The sequence below is a fragment of the Brenneria goodwinii genome (genome assembly GCF_002291445.1).
Classification (GTDB): domain Bacteria; phylum Pseudomonadota; class Gammaproteobacteria; order Enterobacterales; family Enterobacteriaceae; genus Brenneria; species Brenneria goodwinii.
This window is the reverse complement of sequence record NZ_CP014137.1, coordinates 2,874,327-2,890,324: the sequence shown is the minus strand read 5'-3', so window position 1 is coordinate 2,890,324 and position 15,998 is coordinate 2,874,327. Positions and strand designations below refer to the sequence as shown.

Here is a 15,998-nt window from a genome sequence, read left to right as displayed (position 1 = left end):
AACGCTTCGCATTGTTCAAAACGACAACGCTTTGTCTGCGACTCGAAATCTATTGGTATATAGATAGGCGGGGTTCCCACCCGCCTGTCTAACCTCAGATGGGGCATTCCTGCGGCGTTGCCGGTACGTCTTCGAGCTTGAGCAGCGTAATCATGCTATTGGCAATTTCCCGCTCGCCCATTACCACCTGGTTGGCGCCGTGTTCTGTAATGTAGCTGACTTCATCATCATAATGGGCGCGGGCGATAATTTCTAAATCGCTGCGTTTTTCACGCGCGGCCGCGACGATTTCCCCGGCCTCATAGCCGTTTGGAATCGTCAGCAGCAACCACCGCGCGCAATCCAGCCGGGCGATTTCCATAATCTCCGGCTTGGCCGCATTACCGAGCACCGCCTTGATGCCTTGTTCACGCAGTGCGTCGACGCGCGCGCGTGAATTTTCTATTACCACGACCGGAATACCTTCCTGATGAAGTCTGGCGCCGATCAGACTGCCAACCCGTCCGTAACCGACCAACAGGGCGTGATTACACAAATCGACAGGGATCTGTTTTTCTTCCTCAATGGCTTCTTCCACTATCTGTTCTTCGATGGTTTCATTTTTAGCCAGATAACGTTCGAGCAGGGTAAAGAGGACCGGGTTGATCATGATGGAGAGGATCGCGCCGGCTAATACCAGGCTGCGCCCCTCTTCGGACAGCAACCCCAGCGCAATGCCCAGCCCGGCAAGAATAAAGGCGAACTCGCCAATTTGCGCCAGGCTGGCCGAGATGGTTAATGCCGTCCGCTTGGAGTGACCGAAGAGTCGGACCAACATAAAGGCGGCGGCTGATTTACCAAAGATGATGATAGCCAGCGTAATCAGTACTCCCACCGGCTCGTTAATCAGAATCATCGGGTCGAACAGCATTCCGACGGAAACAAAGAACAGTACCGCAAAGGCATCGCGCAGCGGCAGCGTATCGTGCGCCGCTCGTTGGCTGAGTTCCGACTCATTCAACACGACGCCAGCGAAGAACGCGCCCAGGGCGAAGGAGACGTCAAACAGTTTTACCGCGCCGAAGGCGATCCCCAGCGCCATAGCCAGCACCGCCAGCGTGAATAGTTCGCGGGAACCGGTACTGGCGCTTTTGGCCAGCACCCAGGGAACCAGGCGGCGGCCCACGACAATCATCAATGTGATGAAAGCGATAACTTTACCGATGGTCCACGCCAGATCGCGCAGTAGCTTACTGGTATCGGCATGTTCCGAGCTGATCATGTCGCCGAAGGCGGGCAGCAGAACCAGCGTCAGAACCATCGCCAGATCTTCTACAATCAGCCAGCCGATGGCGATTTGACCGCGTTGGCTATCAATAAGCTGACGTTCTTCCAGCGCGCGCAATAGGACAACGGTACTGGCGGTGGAAAGACAGAGACCGAATACCAGGCCGTTCGGCAGGCTCCAGCCCAGCAGGGAGGAAAGCCCAATCCCAAGCAGCGTCGCTACCGCGATCTGGGCAATCGCGCCGGGAATGGCGATCGATTTTACCGCCATAAGATCTTTCAGAGAAAAGTGCAAACCAACACCAAACATCAACAAGATGACGCCGAGTTCGGCCAGCTCCGGCGCCAGTGAGGTATCAGCGACAAATCCTGGGGTAAAGGGACCGACGAGCACACCGGCGGCAAGATAGCCGACAAGAGGGGAGATGCGCAGGCGGTTCGCCAGAATACCGAGAAGGAAGGCAAGAACAAGCCCTCCGGCAATCGTTGAAATTAGAGGTGTTGCAGCATGCATCCCGACTCCTTTTACCATGTATGAAACGTGAATGAGCGGACTTCTTATCCCTTTCAACTTTCAAACTGTAGGTATGTTGGCTTTCTTTTACTTCCTCAACGCGCTTACGGGTGTAAGTTCATCGGGATTAATGAAAGACATCCTGTCTCTCACCGGCAAATTCGTTCCCGACCAATTTGTCGCTCTGTTGCCGCCTTTCCACACTTTGAAATCTATTGGGTACACATAAATTCTATTGTATATGGAGAAATGTTGCTTGGGAAAAACTGGTATTTTGCTAAAAATGTTAGCTTATCAGCATATTCTCATGATAACACAGATTTAAACATAGTTTCCTCAGATAAGCATTGATAAACATGCGTAATTATCAATAGGAAGCTTGCTTCTTAATGAGGATACCTTACGATTTATCCGGCCGTTCAATAAAAAAATGCTATCAGCCAATCGGGAACCATAGAAAATAGGGAATAAAAGGCCTGACGACCAATTATTTGGACGAACAATCTATATTATGAAAAATTCGTGACAACCTGAAGACAGGCGGAGAACAGCCCGCGATGTGTTCTTTATAATCTGCGTCTATGATGAGTTGTTAGCGCCCGAACGATGGCGATTCCGCCCATGACTCGTCATTGCGCTTTGCGCGTTTGCTCAGGTAAAGTTTTTCTACATGGGTATTTTTAAGACACGGAGATTTTAATGCGTTTTTCAATAAAAACACTGGGATGCGCTTTGGCGATATCCCTGGTGTTGGCGCCGTATGGCGCAATGGCTTGGGAAAAAGATAAAAGTTATTCCATCACCATTCTTCATACCAACGATCACCACGGGCATTTTTGGCACAACGATTATGGCGAATACGGGTTGGCGGCGCAAAAAACACTGGTGGACCAGATTCGTCAGGAGGTCGCCAGTAAAGGCGGCAGCGTACTGTTGCTTTCCGGCGGGGATATCAATACGGGCGTTCCAGAATCGGACTTACAGGACGCCGAACCCGATTTTCGCGGCATGAGTATGGTCGGTTACGATGCCATGGCGCTGGGCAACCATGAGTTTGATAATCCGCTTTCTGTCCTGCGACAGCAGGAGAAATGGGCGACTTTCCCGCTGCTTTCCGCCAATATTTATCAAAAAAGCACCAATCAACGGTTATTTAAGCCGTATGCCTTATTTGACAAGCAAGGGGTTAAAATCGCGGTTATCGGCCTGACTACCGACGACACGGCCAAATTAGGCAATCCTGAATATTTTACCGACATGGAATTTCGTAAGCCCGCCGTGGAAGTGAAGCAGGTCGTCGAAGCGTTGCGTCAAAACGAGAAACCCGACGTTATCATCGCCGCGACGCACATGGGCCACTATGACGACGGTAATCACGGTTCCAATGCGCCTGGCGATGTCGAAATGGCCCGCAGCATACCCGCGGGCTATCTGGATATGATTGTCGGCGGCCATTCGCAGGATCCGGTCTGTATGGCCAGCGAGAATAAAAAACAGGTGGATTATGTGCCGGGTACGCCTTGTGCGCCTGACCGGCAGAATGGCGTCTGGATCGTTCAGGCTCACGAGTGGGGCAAATATGTCGGCCGTGCGGATTTCACCTTCCGTAATGGCGAACTGAAGCTGGAACACTATCAGCTGATCCCGGTCAACCTGAAGAAAAACGTCGAAACGGCAGACGGCAAAAGCGAACGGGTTTTCTATACGCATGAAATTCAGCAGGATTCGTCAATGCTGAAAATGTTGACGCCGTTCCAGGAAAAAGGCCACGAGCAGCTTGGCGTTAAAGTGGGAAGCGTCAAAGGCAAACTGGAAGGCGATCGCAATCAGGTTCGTTTTCACCAAACGAATTTGGCCCGGGTAGTGTTGACCGCTCAGCTTGAACGCGCCAATGCCGATTTTGCCGTAATGAGCGGCGGCGGCATACGTGATTCCATTGAGTCCGGTGATATTGCCTATAAAGATGTGCTGAAAGTGCAGCCGTTCGCCAACACGCTGGTCTATGTGGATATGAAGGGCAGTGATGTTGAGAAGTATCTGGCCGTGGTGGCGAATAAGGTTGTGGATTCCGGCGCCTATGCGCAGTTCCTTAACGTCAGTCTGACGGCGGACGGTAAAGGCGTACAGGATGTGAAAATTAAAGGCGAGCCATTGCAGGCGGATAAAGTCTACCGGATGTCCACGCTGAACTTTAACGCTATGGGCGGGGATGCGTATCCACGCATTGATAATCTCCCTGGTTATGTGAATACCGGATTTATCGATGCGGATGTGCTGAAACAATATATCGAGAAAAACTCGCCGCTGGATGCGGCCGCCTATCAACCAAAGGGCGAGATTGTTTATAAATAAATGACACATACGGCGGTTTTTGTCTTCATCATGAAGATGACGGTCGCCGTTTTTTTACCTGCTGAAACGCTTTTGCAAAACCGTGCGAAAATCGTCCAATCAATCAGCCACGGTTATCCGCGCATTGCCTCCGCCATCGTTATATCGGTCGTTATCTATTCAATGTATGAGTGTCATAAAACTGTAGCCTTTCCCGGTTAAAAACGAGTCTTGCTCCGATAATTGATAGCTTAAATAAATTAATACACTCTAGGGAAACGCACTCATGAATGACTTACCTACACCACCGCGCCGTTTCAGGCTCTCGGCGCTAGGCGCCATCCTGGCCGCTGTCATGGCGGCCTCCGCCCATGCCGAAACCGCCGTCGGCAAACCCGCATCAGAGGCGTCGCCAACCGGTATCGCGCTGGAAAAAATCGGCGGCTACGCGGCGGGCGTCTTCGGAAAGAGTGCGGCTGAAATCGTCAATTACGATGCCGGTTCCCAACGCGCTTTCGTCGTCAACGCGCTGGCGGGAGCGCTGGACGTTCTCGACCTGTCCGATCCGGCCCACCCCAAACTGCTGCAGACGCTGAAAACCGAAAATATCCTGCCCGGTTCCGAGGTTAACAGCGTGGCCGTGCGAAACGGGCTGGTGGCGCTGGCCATCGAAGCCGGCGACAAGACCGAGCCGGGGCGGGTGGCGCTTTATAACGCTGCCGATCTGCAACTGATCGGCCATGTGGCAGTCGGCGCGCTGCCGGATAACCTGGTGTTTACCCCGGATGGCAAAACGCTGCTGGTCGCCAACGAAGGCGAGCCGAATGATGATTACAGCAAGGATCCCGAGGGTTCCGTCAGCATTATCAATGTCGCCAATCCCGCCAGTCCGGAAGTGCGCACGGCGGCTTTCGGCGCGTTCAACGATCGCGCCGACGAACTGCGCGGTAAAGGCGTACGTATCTACGGCCCCAATGCCAGCGTAGCGCAGGATCTGGAGCCGGAATATATCGCGGTGGCGGACGATGGGAAAACCGCCTGGGCGACGTTGCAGGAAAACAACGCCTTGGCGAAAATCGATATCGCCAAGGCTAGCGTCATAGATATTCTGCCGCTGGGATTCAAAGATCATGGCAAGACCGGCAATGAAATCGATGTTTCCGACGGCGATGGCGATCCCAAGCTGGTCGGCGTGGATATCCGCACCTGGCCCGGCCTGCGCGGTTTATACCTGCCGGATAGCATTGCCGCCTATACCGCCCCGGCGGACGGCAACACGTATTTGGTGACCGCCAATGAAGGCGATGCGCGGGCGTGGGGCGAAGATAACGATGCCTACTGGGCGGGCGACGCCAGCAAGGGGTTCGTGGAGGAGTTTCGCGTCAAGCATCTGGTGCATCAGAAAGGATTCGACCGCCGCGCGGGTGACGACTTGCCGCCGCAATTGCGTCAGTTTGCCGCCGGCGCGCTGCTCAATCCGCAAATATTCGGCTATTGCGGCGCCAAAGCCGGGGATGCCGGCGATTGCCGCGCGGATGACAAACTGGGACGCCTGAAAGTCACCTGGACGGAAGGTTACCGCCGGGATGCCCAGGGGAAACCGGTGTTGTTCAATACGCGCGGGGAACAGGATGCGCACGGCGATCGCCTGATGTATGACGCGCTGTACACGTATGGCGGACGTTCGGTGTCGATTCGGGACGCTAACGGTATATTGGTCTGGGATTCAGGGGCCGATTTCGAAAAATTCTTCGCCAACCAGATCAACACGCGCAGCGGCAAGGCGTGCGCACTCAGTTCCGCCGGCAACAGCGTGCCATGCAAAGCATTTTTTAACGCCAATCATGAGGCAGGCGCCAGTCTGGACAACCGCAGCGATGATAAAGGACCGGAACCGGAGGGCGTGGTTCTCGGCAGCATCGGCGGGAAGACCTATGCTTTTGTCGGTTTGGAGCGTTTCGGCGGCGTGTTGGTCTATGACGTGACCAATCCGCGGGCGCCCGTGCTTGAGGATTACATCAATACCCGCACCGACTGGACTACGAAGGAACTAAAATCGCTCGACTGGAAGACGCAGGGCGCGGCTGTGGGTGATTTGGGGCCGGAAGGTTTGGCGTTCGTGCCGGCCGAACAGTCGCCCAATGGCGAACCGTTGCTGCTGGTGGGATATGAGGTCAGCGGCACAACGGCGGTATATCGCCTGAAGCTGAATTATTGATGCGCTCAACCATGCCTTTTCCCCTGCGCCCGTTGCTTGTTTTTGCCGCGGCGGGTCGCTGGGGGTTCGTCGATTCCGCTGTCCGCGGACTGTCGTTCGTTTGCGCAGTCCGCGGCAGGTTGGGAGTAACCCTTAGCATTACCGTGTGTCGCCAATTTCCGTCATGTCTTTCTGACGCGGCCAGAAGCTGTACAGCAACAGGGCGATCGCGAATGTGGCCGGCGCGGAAAATGATTGCAGTACGGCGTCGCCATGCATCAGCGCGATACCTACCGCCACGCTGCAAAACCAGGCGCTAAGCCCAGGCACGCTGAATGTCCGTTCGCTATGCTGAAGCGACGTCTGTGCGCCGGAAAAAATATGTCCCAGCGCCACGCCGACCCATGCCACGACAAACACGCCCTGATAAGCCAATGCTTGCAGGATATAGGCGAAAATATCCGCCAGCATCAATACATACACCACTGCGCCGACAATACAGGCCCAGACGATCTTACGACAACGGATACGCAACAATCGGTCGAAAAATACCTGCATATTCACCGTCGCCAGATAATAATTAGCGGTGTTTATGCGGGTCTGCGTGATCCAAACAAACAGCAATCCCCATAATCCCAGTAAATTCAATATCGCCACCACCACGGCGACCTCGCTCACGCCGCCTTGCTGCTCAAAGTTGCTGACCAGATAAATACCGGCCACGCCGTTGAGTAGAAACGTGATCAGGTAGAATGGCATGCCGAAGTTAAACTGCGCATGATAGTCGCTGTCTTTCTGTTTACCGAAGCGGGCGTAATCGAAGGTATACATCATCAGGATCCACACCCCCATATAGTAGGTGAAGCAGTTCCACCAGCCGTAAGCCGGTGGCGATTCCGGCCCAAAGTTCAGCCATTGCGGCTGATAGCCATAGTGATTAATGGCGACCAATACGGTGAGCAGCAGGCCAATCAAGTAAAAGGGCAGCAAAAAGCCGTTAAATTTATCCAGCCAGTGCTGTACGCTGCCGAAAATCAGCGGCACGCTGTATAACACCACGACCAGCGCGGTCCAGTAGTAGGAGATTTGGGGGAAGAGATGATTGATGGCATAGGCGATCACCGCCCCTTCAAACACCGCGTAGTAGATGGCGGTAGAAAAGAAAATCAGCGTGGCCAGCGCCGAGCCGAGGCGGCCGAACAGCAGATTGGAAAACAGCGCAACCGATAAACCGCTGCGAATGGCGAAACGGCTAATCGCCGCATTCACCAAACCATAGCTAATCACCGACAGCACCATGCCGATAATGGCGTTTTTGGCGCCATAGCTCTGCGCCAGCGACGCCCCGACCACGATATAAAAAATGGCGCTGCATACGGCCCACCAGGCCATCGTCAGGGACAGTTTCCCCATTCGCTCCGTATCGGTGACCGTCTCGGCGGATGTGGCGGTATGCGTACCTTCAATTTGAGATAAATCAGCCATTGTACACCTCCAGAAATCAGGCCGTACCTTGCCGGATGGCAAGGGTAAGCCTGACTGGGATTGTCGGTATCAGGGACGAGCAAACCCTTGGTTTTGGCGCATACCGTTTTGGCGCAGACCAAAACCAATGAGAGAGACGCCCGGCGTGTGTAGCTCTAGTTCACCAATAGATGCTCAAGCCGATCCAGACGCTGACGATATTGCCGTCGCGCCTCCATTGCTTCTTCTAGCGAGATCGGTACAAAACGCGCGCGATAATTGGGCTGTAATTGGCCGATAATATCCAGATCGGCGCCGATCACCGTTCCCAGCGTCATATAACCGCCGCCGGATACCGCATCACGTAATAGAACAATCGGTTCCAATCCGCCGGGCACCTGCACCGAGCCAATCGGATAACAGGCATCGACGATATTGGATGGGTCGGATCCGGCGCCAAACGGCGGCGTGCGCGGCTGGAAGGCCAGCGGGCTGCCGCCTTTCAGGCGATAGCCGATACGGTCCGCCTCGGTCGATACCGACCAGCTATCGGCAAAAAACTGCTCCGTCGCTTCCGGGGTGAGGCGGTGGATATACAGACCGGGCACCATGCGCAGCAGGACATCCTTGCTGAACGCCGGCAGACAATCTTCAGGTACGGTGGTTCCCGGTTTGGCTTTTGTCGCCGGCGCGCCGACGGGAAGCACATCGTTCGCCGCCAGACGGCGCCCCTGATGCCCGCCCAACGCGCCCAATGTATAAGTCGAACGGCTTCCCAAGGCGTCTGGTACGTCAATTCCGCCCGCCACGGCCAGATAGCTGCGGCAACCCGTGGCGGCGTAGCCAAAGCGCAGAACCTGCCCGGCCTTGACGCTAAAGACGGTATGCATAGGCATTTCCACGCCGTCCAATTGCGGTTTCATACTCGCCCCGCACAGGGCCAATAATCCTTCACCGGTAAACTCCAGCTCCGGCCCCAGCAACGTGATTTCGAGTACGGCGGCCGATACCGGGTTTCCCACCAGCAGGTTCGCCATGCGCAGAGAATACTGATCCAGAGCGCCGGAAGGCGGGATACCGAGATGGTAATAGCCTTCACGCCCCGTATCCTGTACCGAGGTCGCCAGTCCGGGTTTGAGGACATTAATCTGCATGCAGCACCTCCTGGAGATAGTGTTTATAGCCAGCGGGATCGGCGACAAATTTATCCAGCTCGAAGGTTACGGGCCGGATACGCAGATTAAAGGTTCCGGCCTCAACCGCCTGTATCGCCTCGTCATAGCGTTGCGGGTCGATAGGCTTGAACTGCACGATGTCCCCGGCGCGGAAAAACACCAGCGATTCGCGGAAATAGTCCAAACTTTGCTGCGGATCATAAATGGGGGCGGGGGTGACGCCAAATAGCTGATAACCACCGGCGCCGCGCACCGAATAGATACAACCGAAACATCCGCCGTGTCCCAGCGACAGGCGCGGCGTATCGGTACGGGGACGCAGATATTTGGGCACCTGAATCTGTTTTTCCTGCTCGACCATCTGGAACATAAACGGCAGACCGGCGACGAATCCGACCATCGACACAAACCACGGCGTTCCGCTGTGGGCGTCGATAAAAGCATTGATATCCTGATAACCATTGATACTGGCGGCGTACTCCAGATCGGTGACGCCGGGATCCTGATGGCGATCGCGAAAGCGCATCAGCGTTTCGCGCGTCCAGGGATCGTTGTACAGCACCGGGATTTCAATGATACGCGTCTCAAGCCTATTCACCGTCTGCGCCTGGTTTTCCGCCTTTTGGACGGTATCCAGCAGCGCCTGGGGAGCGACAATATCCGGGTTGAAGCGAATCTGAAAAGAGGCATTCGCCAGACAAATATCCAGAACGCCGGGGATCGCCCATTGTTCGACGGTACGGGTGATCGCCAGACCGCGAAAGAAGGCGGATAGCGACATCGCTTCATCAATTTCGGCGAAAAGATGTTCATCGCCGCCAAAGCTGTAACGGATTGCGGTATTTTCCATATCAAGCCCCCCGGGAAATCGGCGTCTTGGCCTGCGCGCGCGCTTTCAGCCACTCTTCCAGCGCGGTGGTATCAAATTGCCCGGCGCGCAGGCGCGGATCGGCTATCAGCCATTGATGGAGAGATTGTGTGGTGACGATCCCCGTCAGGCGCAATTGGCGCAGCGCCAGCTCCGCGCGCGCCAGCATTTGCCGACGATCGGGGCCATGCACCACCAGTTTGGCCAACAGGGAATCGTAATAGGGCGGGATACGGTAACCGCTGAACAGATGGCTATCAATACGGATGCCGTCTCCCTGCGGCCATAGCAGCTTTTCCACCACGCCGGGGCAGGGGAAAAAGTTGCGGTCCGGGTCTTCGGCATTAATTCGCATTTCGCAGGCGTTGCCGCTGAGGGCGATATCCTGCTGACGCAGGCTGAGTTTTTCGCCCTGGGCGATACGCAGCATCCATTGCACCAGATCGACGCCGGTAACCATCTCCGTCACCGGGTGTTCCACCTGAATGCGGGTGTTCATTTCAATAAAATAGAATTCACCGCTATCTTCATCGAACAGGTATTCCAACGTTCCCGCCCCTCGGTAACGCAACTGTTGCGCCAGTTGCAGCGCGCTATGGCAAATGGCTTCGCGCTGAACCGGGGAAAGCGCCGGCGACGGGGCTTCTTCAAATATCTTCTGCCGCCGCCGTTGCAATGAACACTCCCGCTCATAGAGATGGATGACCCGTTCTCCGTCACCGAGTATTTGCACCTCAATGTGCCGGGCATGCTGGATAAAGCGTTCCAGATAGACATCGCCACAGCCGAATGCGGCGTTGGATTCGTTCTGAGCGATGGGAAAATCACGAGCCAGTTCCGCCGCGTTGGCGACAACGCGAATGCCGCGGCCGCCGCCGCCGGCCGCCGCTTTAATCAGCAGCGGATAACCAATCTCTTCGGCGCATTGCAGCGCTGCGTCAATATTGCCCAATGCGGCGGTGGAGCCGGGCACCACTGGCACGCCGGCCTCCTGCGCGGTGCGCCGGGCGACGGCTTTGTCTCCCATCATGCGGATGGTTTGCGGGGTAGGGCCGATAAACCGCAATCCGGCTTGTTCCACCGCTTGAGCAAAGTCGGCGTTTTCAGACAGAAAACCATACCCCGGATGAATGGCGTCTGCGCCGCAGAGACGGGCGCCCTGAAGCAGCGCATCCACATTCAGATAACTTTGATCGGCGCGCGCCGGACCAAGAATATAGACTTCATCGGCAAGACGGGCCGGCAGAGCATCGGCATCCGCGTCACTGCATGCCGCCACCGTGGGGATGCCCAGGCTTTTGGCCGCGTGGATAATTCTGACGGCTATTTCGCCACGATTGGCGATAAGTAGTTTTTTTATTGGTGTTTCCATCTCCGTCTCCTGTATTGCTGACTTTATCTATTCGTTTTTATGATGGCTATTACCTGCCCTGGTTCGACAGCGTCGCCGTTATTGATGTTAAACGAGATTAATTGACCGGCCTGTTCCGCATAAACTTCGCTGAATTGTTTCATGACCTCAATTAAACCAATGACGGTGTTTTCATTAACAACATCTTCTTCTGCAATAAAAACGGCGGCATCCGGCGCGGGACGACGGTAAAAAATACCGGGTAAAGGGGAACGTACTTCATATTCTTTCATCTCTGGATTCCCTTAAAATTTTTACTCTGTTGGATAAGAAATTATTCTGGCTGGCGATTTAACATTAATATCAGCGGCATGAAGCTGTTCGCGGATGGCTTTTATTAATGCCAGCGCGCCCGGCGTATCGCTGTGAATACAGACCGAATCGAATACGACCGGGATGTCGTCTCCTTCAATGGTGCGGACTTTTCCTTCCCGGCAGGCGCGTAATACTTTCTGCGCCACTTGCTCAGGATCGAGTCGACCCACCCGTCTGGTGAACACGATCGACCCGCTGCGGTCATAATCCCTGTCGGCATAAAATTCACAAATAACAGGGTGTTGTAGTTTTTTGGCCGCCTGCCATACCGCCGAGTTATGCATGCAGTACAACAATAAATCGGGCGCCAACCTGTGCAGCGTTTCCACAAAAAATTGCGCGGCGGCCTGATCCCGCGATAAATGCATATACAGTGCGCCGTGCGGTTTTATATGTTGTAACGGTAATCGATGTAGCGTAGCAAATTCGCGTAATGCGCCTAATTGATAGATAATGTCATTGGTTAATTCCTGTGGCGGCATATTAATATTCCGCCGTCCGAAACCCACCAGGTCGCGAAAGCCAGGATGCGCGCCAATAGCAATGTCATAATATTTCGCTAATTCAATTGTCTGGTTAATCGTATTGGGATCGCCGGCATGAAATCCGGCGGCAATATTGGCGGAACTTATATAAGGCATAATTTCTTTATCGACGTTATCGCCGATGGCCCATGGACCGAAGTTTTCACCCATATCGGAATTCAGATCGATTTCATATTTCATAATTATTTCTTATTTGTGATGGCTTTGTTTAAAAATAATATAGAGTGAATTTTTTCCATTCGGGAAGACGTATTTTTAGATAACTTGATATCTGAAAAACAGAACGCTTCAACAATAAGAGAAAAGTATGATCACACTTCGCCAAATCCGTTATTTCGTCGCGACCGCTGAGATAGGGCAAATATCTCAAGCCGCTATTCATTTAAATATTTCACAGTCGGCCGTGACCACGGCGATTCAAGAGCTGGAAAGCATGCTGGGGAAACAGCTGTTTCTGCGTTCGGTTCATGGGATGACGCTGACTGAAAACGGCAGTTATTTTCTTAATCACGCCTATTCCATTCTGCGCAGCGTCGATGACGCGATGATGGTGCCGCTTACGGATAATCGCACTCAGGGCGCGCTGAATATGGCGGCCAGCTATACGGTAATGGGGTACTTTCTGCCGTTTCATCTGCAACGCCTGGCCTACGGTTTCCCGCATATCACCATCAACCTGAATGAACGGGAGCGTAGCGACATTGAGCAGGGGCTGATCAATCGCTCTTTTGATATTTCGCTGGTGTTGACCGCGAATCTTACTCACCCGGAAATCACCTCGGAAAAGTTATTCAACTCCGAGCGGCGTTTATGGTTGCCTAGCCGTCATCCGCTGTGCGATAAGCCGGAAGTGAGTCTGGCCGATGTGGCGAAAGAACCGTTCATCATGCTGACGGTTGATGAAGCGGATCACAGCGCCATGCGCTATTGGGACCAGAGCGGATATCGCCCGCGCATCATGCTGCGCACCAGCTCGGTGGAAGCGGTGCGCAGTATGGTGGCCAATGGGTCAGGCGTGGCGATTTTATCCGATCTGGTTTATCGGCCCTGGTCGCTGGAAGGGCGGCGCATTGAAACCCGTTCTTTGAAAGATACCGTTCATCCGATGAGCGTCGGATTGGCCTGGCATCGCGACGCCAAGTTTACCCCGGCGATGCAGGCTATCCGCCAATATTTCCGTCACGCCTTTCTGACGCCGCAGCTTAATTTTTCCCGGCGTTGACGCCGCTTATCGTGACGGAGCGGTAAGCGGCATTCTCCCGTCAACCGTTCACCCGACGATTCTAACCGCTTAGCTCGCTATACTACCGGCTAGCAAAATAGCGATAGTTCGTCTGTCGGCGCTGACGTAATGTCCTGCCACCAGCAGTGTTTCGGCGGAACATGATGACGACTTCATTGGTATTTTCACTTATCCGTAATCCTGTTTTCAATCCGGTAGACCGGTTGGCGCGCCAAGCCGGCCTGTTGTCGTTCTCCGTACTGCCTCCATTGCTGCATCCACCTCGTTCCCTTTTATCCAGACCCACTGCGTGATGAATATAGTCATCACGTTGATTTATTTAATAAACATCAAAATCAAATAATTATGACTTTTATGAAGGATGTCTTATGAAGAGCAGTACCATTCTTAAACACATCCCCTGGATGATCCTGGGGATCATCGGGGCTGCTTGTCTGGGCGTGGTCGCACTACGCCGCGGCGAGCATGTCAGCGCCTTATGGATTATTGTCGCCTCTGTCGCCGTATATCTGGTGGCCTATCGATACTACAGTTTGTATATCGCGCAGAAGGTCATGAAGCTGGACCCTACCAGGGCGACGCCGGCCGTGGTGAATAATGATGGGTTGAACTATGTTCCAACCAATCGCAATGTGCTTTTCGGTCACCATTTTGCCGCCATCGCCGGTGCGGGGCCGCTGGTCGGACCGGTGCTGGCCGCGCAGATCGGTTACCTGCCGGGCACGCTGTGGCTGTTGGGCGGCGTCGTGCTGGCCGGTGCGGTGCAGGACTTCATGGTGCTGTTCCTCTCCACGCGCCGCAACGGCGCCTCGCTGGGTGAAATCGTCAAGAAAGAGCTGGGGCCGGTGCCGGGAACGATCGCGCTGTTCGGCTGTTTCTTAATTATGATCATCATTCTGGCGGTGCTGGCGTTGATCGTGGTTAAGGCGCTGGCGGAAAGTCCGTGGGGCGTATTTACCGTCTGCTCAACGGTGCCGATTGCGCTGTTTATGGGCATCTATATGCGCTTTATCCGCCCCGGACGCGTGGGCGAAGTTTCGGTGATCGGTATCGTGCTGTTGGTGATGGCGATCTGGTTTGGCGGCGTTATCGCGCATGACCCGTACTGGGGTCCGGCGTTAACCTTTAAAGATACCACCATCACCTTCACCTTGATTGGTTATGCGTTTGTCTCCGCGCTGTTGCCGGTATGGTTAATTCTGGCTCCGCGTGACTACTTGGCGACCTTCCTGAAAATCGGGGTAATTGTCGGTCTGGCGATCGGGATCGTGATTTTGAACCCGGATCTGAAAATGCCGGCGGTTACCCAGTTCGTTGACGGCACTGGGCCTGTCTGGAAAGGCACGCTGTTCCCCTTCCTGTTTATCACCATCGCCTGCGGCGCGGTATCCGGTTTCCATGCGCTGATTGCCTCCGGCACCACGCCGAAACTGCTGGCTAGCGAAAACGACGCCCGTTTCATCGGTTACGGCGCCATGCTGATGGAGTCTTTCGTGGCGGTGATGGCGCTGGTTGCGGCATCCATTATTGAACCGGGCCTGTATTTTGCGATGAATACCCCGCCGGCGGCGTTAGGGATCACCATGCCTAACCTGCATCAGTTGGGAACGGCCGATGCGCCGGCGATTCTGGCGCAGTTGCAGGAAGTTTCTGTTCACGCGGCGGCGACCGTCAGTTCGTGGGGATTCGTCATTTCGCCAGAGCTGATTATGCAAACGGCGAAAGACATTGGCGAACCTTCCATACTGAACCGCGCCGGCGGTGCGCCGACGCTGGCGGTAGGGATTGCGCACGTATTCCATCAGATTATTCCGGGCGCCAACATGGGCTTCTGGTATCACTTCGGTATTCTGTTTGAAGCGCTGTTTATTCTGACCGCGCTGGATGCGGGAACGCGTTCCGGTCGCTTTATGTTGCAGGATTTGCTGGGTAACTTTGTACCGTTCCTGAAGAAAACCGATTCGCTGGTTGCCGGGATCATCGGTACCGCCGGGTGCGTGGGTCTGTGGGGCTATCTGCTGTATCAGGGCGTGGTGGATCCGTTGGGCGGCGTGAAGAGTCTGTGGCCGCTGTTCGGTATCTCCAATCAGATGCTGGCCGCCGTGGCGCTGGTATTGGGTACGGTGGTATTGATCAAGATGAAACGCACACAATACATCTGGGTAACCCTGGTGCCGGCAATCTGGCTGCTGATTTGTACCACCTGGGCGCTGGGGCTTAAGCTGTTCAGCAACAATCCGCAGCTTGAAGGTTTCTTCTATATGGCAAACATGTTCAAGGGCAAGATGGCTGAAGGCGGCGCGGACTTAACCGCCCAGCAGCTCGCTAACATGAACCATATCGTTATCAATAACTACACCAACGCCGGTCTGAGCATTCTATTCCTGATTGTGGTGTACAGCATCATTGCTTACGGCATCAAAGCCGCGCTGGAGGCGCACAAAAATCCTAAGCGTACGGATCAAGAAACGCCATACGTTCCTGTTCCGGAAGGCGGCGTGAAGATTTCATCCAGCCACTAAGCGGGTGATATCCTAATTACCCCGTATAATGTATAAACATTATACGGGGTTGCTTTTATCGCGCGGCGAAGAACGGGCAACGCGCAGAGCGATAAAAAACGTCATGCCCGCGGCCGTAGGCGGGAATGATGGGGATAGCTCGGGAAT

Annotated in this window: 11 protein-coding genes; 4 read left to right on the top strand and 7 right to left on the bottom strand. The window is 54.4% G+C overall.

The genetic code is table 11. The annotated features are described in order from the left end of the window. Positions 1 to 94: 94 nt before the first annotated feature. Positions 95 to 1,780, bottom strand: coding sequence for a YbaL family putative K(+) efflux transporter (gene ybaL / locus ACN28R_RS12935; RefSeq protein ID WP_048635779.1), 1,686 nt, complete (start codon positions 1,778 to 1,780; stop codon positions 95 to 97). A gap of 699 nt (positions 1,781 to 2,479) precedes the next feature. On the opposite strand from ybaL, the gene ushA reads away from it, so the two are divergent. Both ushA and ACN28R_RS12925 read left to right on the top strand, forming a co-directional pair. Further along, on the top strand, positions 2,480 to 4,132 hold the full coding sequence (gene ushA / locus ACN28R_RS12930; RefSeq protein WP_048635777.1) for a bifunctional UDP-sugar hydrolase/5'-nucleotidase UshA: 1,653 nt from the start codon (positions 2,480 to 2,482) through the stop codon (positions 4,130 to 4,132). Positions 4,133 to 4,397: 265 nt separating this feature from the next. After that, entirely contained in the window at positions 4,398 to 6,329 is a 1,932-nt protein-coding gene (locus tag ACN28R_RS12925; RefSeq protein WP_095834616.1) for a choice-of-anchor I family protein, read from the top strand. 138 nt (positions 6,330 to 6,467) lie between these two features. Here ACN28R_RS12925 and ACN28R_RS12920 read toward each other — a convergent pair whose 3' ends face one another. The 6 genes from ACN28R_RS12920 to ACN28R_RS12895 all read right to left on the bottom strand — a co-directional run bounded on the left by ACN28R_RS12920 (position 6,468) and on the right by ACN28R_RS12895 (position 12,266). Further along, positions 6,468 to 7,793, bottom strand: coding sequence for a purine-cytosine permease family protein (locus ACN28R_RS12920; protein WP_095834615.1), 1,326 nt, complete (start codon positions 7,791 to 7,793; stop codon positions 6,468 to 6,470). 155 nt (positions 7,794 to 7,948) lie between these two features. Continuing rightward, positions 7,949 to 8,926 (bottom strand): 5-oxoprolinase subunit C family protein, encoded by a 978-nt coding sequence (locus ACN28R_RS12915; protein ID WP_095834614.1) that lies wholly within the window; start codon positions 8,924 to 8,926, stop codon positions 7,949 to 7,951. Then, on the bottom strand, positions 8,916 to 9,797 hold the full coding sequence (locus ACN28R_RS12910) for a 5-oxoprolinase subunit B family protein (protein WP_095834613.1): 882 nt from the start codon (positions 9,795 to 9,797) through the stop codon (positions 8,916 to 8,918). The genes ACN28R_RS12915 and ACN28R_RS12910 overlap by 11 nt, the downstream gene beginning before the upstream one ends. A 1-nt stretch (position 9,798) precedes the next feature. Next, entirely contained in the window at positions 9,799 to 11,187 is a 1,389-nt protein-coding gene (locus ACN28R_RS12905; RefSeq protein WP_048635771.1) for an acetyl-CoA carboxylase biotin carboxylase subunit, read from the bottom strand. Between the two features lie 23 nt (positions 11,188 to 11,210). Next, positions 11,211 to 11,459, bottom strand: a complete 249-nt coding sequence (locus ACN28R_RS12900) for an acetyl-CoA carboxylase (protein ID WP_048635770.1) — start codon at positions 11,457 to 11,459, stop codon at positions 11,211 to 11,213. 21 nt (positions 11,460 to 11,480) lie between these two features. Continuing rightward, positions 11,481 to 12,266, bottom strand: coding sequence for a 5-oxoprolinase subunit PxpA (locus tag ACN28R_RS12895; RefSeq protein WP_095834612.1), 786 nt, complete (start codon positions 12,264 to 12,266; stop codon positions 11,481 to 11,483). 127 nt (positions 12,267 to 12,393) lie between these two features. Between ACN28R_RS12895 and ACN28R_RS12890 the strand changes: the two genes are divergently transcribed. Together ACN28R_RS12890 and ACN28R_RS12885 are read left to right on the top strand one after the other, a co-directional pair. Beyond that, on the top strand, positions 12,394 to 13,308 hold the full coding sequence (locus tag ACN28R_RS12890) for a LysR family transcriptional regulator (RefSeq protein WP_095834611.1): 915 nt from the start codon (positions 12,394 to 12,396) through the stop codon (positions 13,306 to 13,308). 389 nt (positions 13,309 to 13,697) lie between these two features. Continuing rightward, positions 13,698 to 15,851 (top strand): carbon starvation CstA family protein, encoded by a 2,154-nt coding sequence (locus ACN28R_RS12885; RefSeq protein ID WP_095834610.1) that lies wholly within the window; start codon positions 13,698 to 13,700, stop codon positions 15,849 to 15,851. Positions 15,852 to 15,998: the final 147 nt, after the last annotated feature.

What these genes read in the sequence shown, in the direction of transcription:
- ACN28R_RS12910 (WP_095834613.1), bottom strand. Translation starts at nt 9,797, where the DNA reads ATGGAAAATACCGCAATCCGTTACAGCTTTGGCGGCGATGAACATCTT.
- ushA (WP_048635777.1), top strand. Translation starts at nt 2,480, where the DNA reads ATGCGTTTTTCAATAAAAACACTGGGATGCGCTTTGGCGATATCCCTG.
- ACN28R_RS12885 (WP_095834610.1), top strand. Translation starts at nt 13,698, where the DNA reads ATGAAGAGCAGTACCATTCTTAAACACATCCCCTGGATGATCCTGGGG.
- ACN28R_RS12920 (WP_095834615.1), bottom strand. Translation starts at nt 7,793, where the DNA reads ATGGCTGATTTATCTCAAATTGAAGGTACGCATACCGCCACATCCGCC.
- ACN28R_RS12915 (WP_095834614.1), bottom strand. Translation starts at nt 8,926, where the DNA reads ATGCAGATTAATGTCCTCAAACCCGGACTGGCGACCTCGGTACAGGAT.
- ACN28R_RS12905 (WP_048635771.1), bottom strand. Translation starts at nt 11,187, where the DNA reads ATGGAAACACCAATAAAAAAACTACTTATCGCCAATCGTGGCGAAATA.
- ACN28R_RS12925 (WP_095834616.1), top strand. Translation starts at nt 4,398, where the DNA reads ATGAATGACTTACCTACACCACCGCGCCGTTTCAGGCTCTCGGCGCTA.
- ACN28R_RS12895 (WP_095834612.1), bottom strand. Translation starts at nt 12,266, where the DNA reads ATGAAATATGAAATCGATCTGAATTCCGATATGGGTGAAAACTTCGGT.
- ACN28R_RS12900 (WP_048635770.1), bottom strand. Translation starts at nt 11,459, where the DNA reads ATGAAAGAATATGAAGTACGTTCCCCTTTACCCGGTATTTTTTACCGT.
- ACN28R_RS12890 (WP_095834611.1), top strand. Translation starts at nt 12,394, where the DNA reads ATGATCACACTTCGCCAAATCCGTTATTTCGTCGCGACCGCTGAGATA.
- ybaL (WP_048635779.1), bottom strand. Translation starts at nt 1,780, where the DNA reads ATGCATGCTGCAACACCTCTAATTTCAACGATTGCCGGAGGGCTTGTT.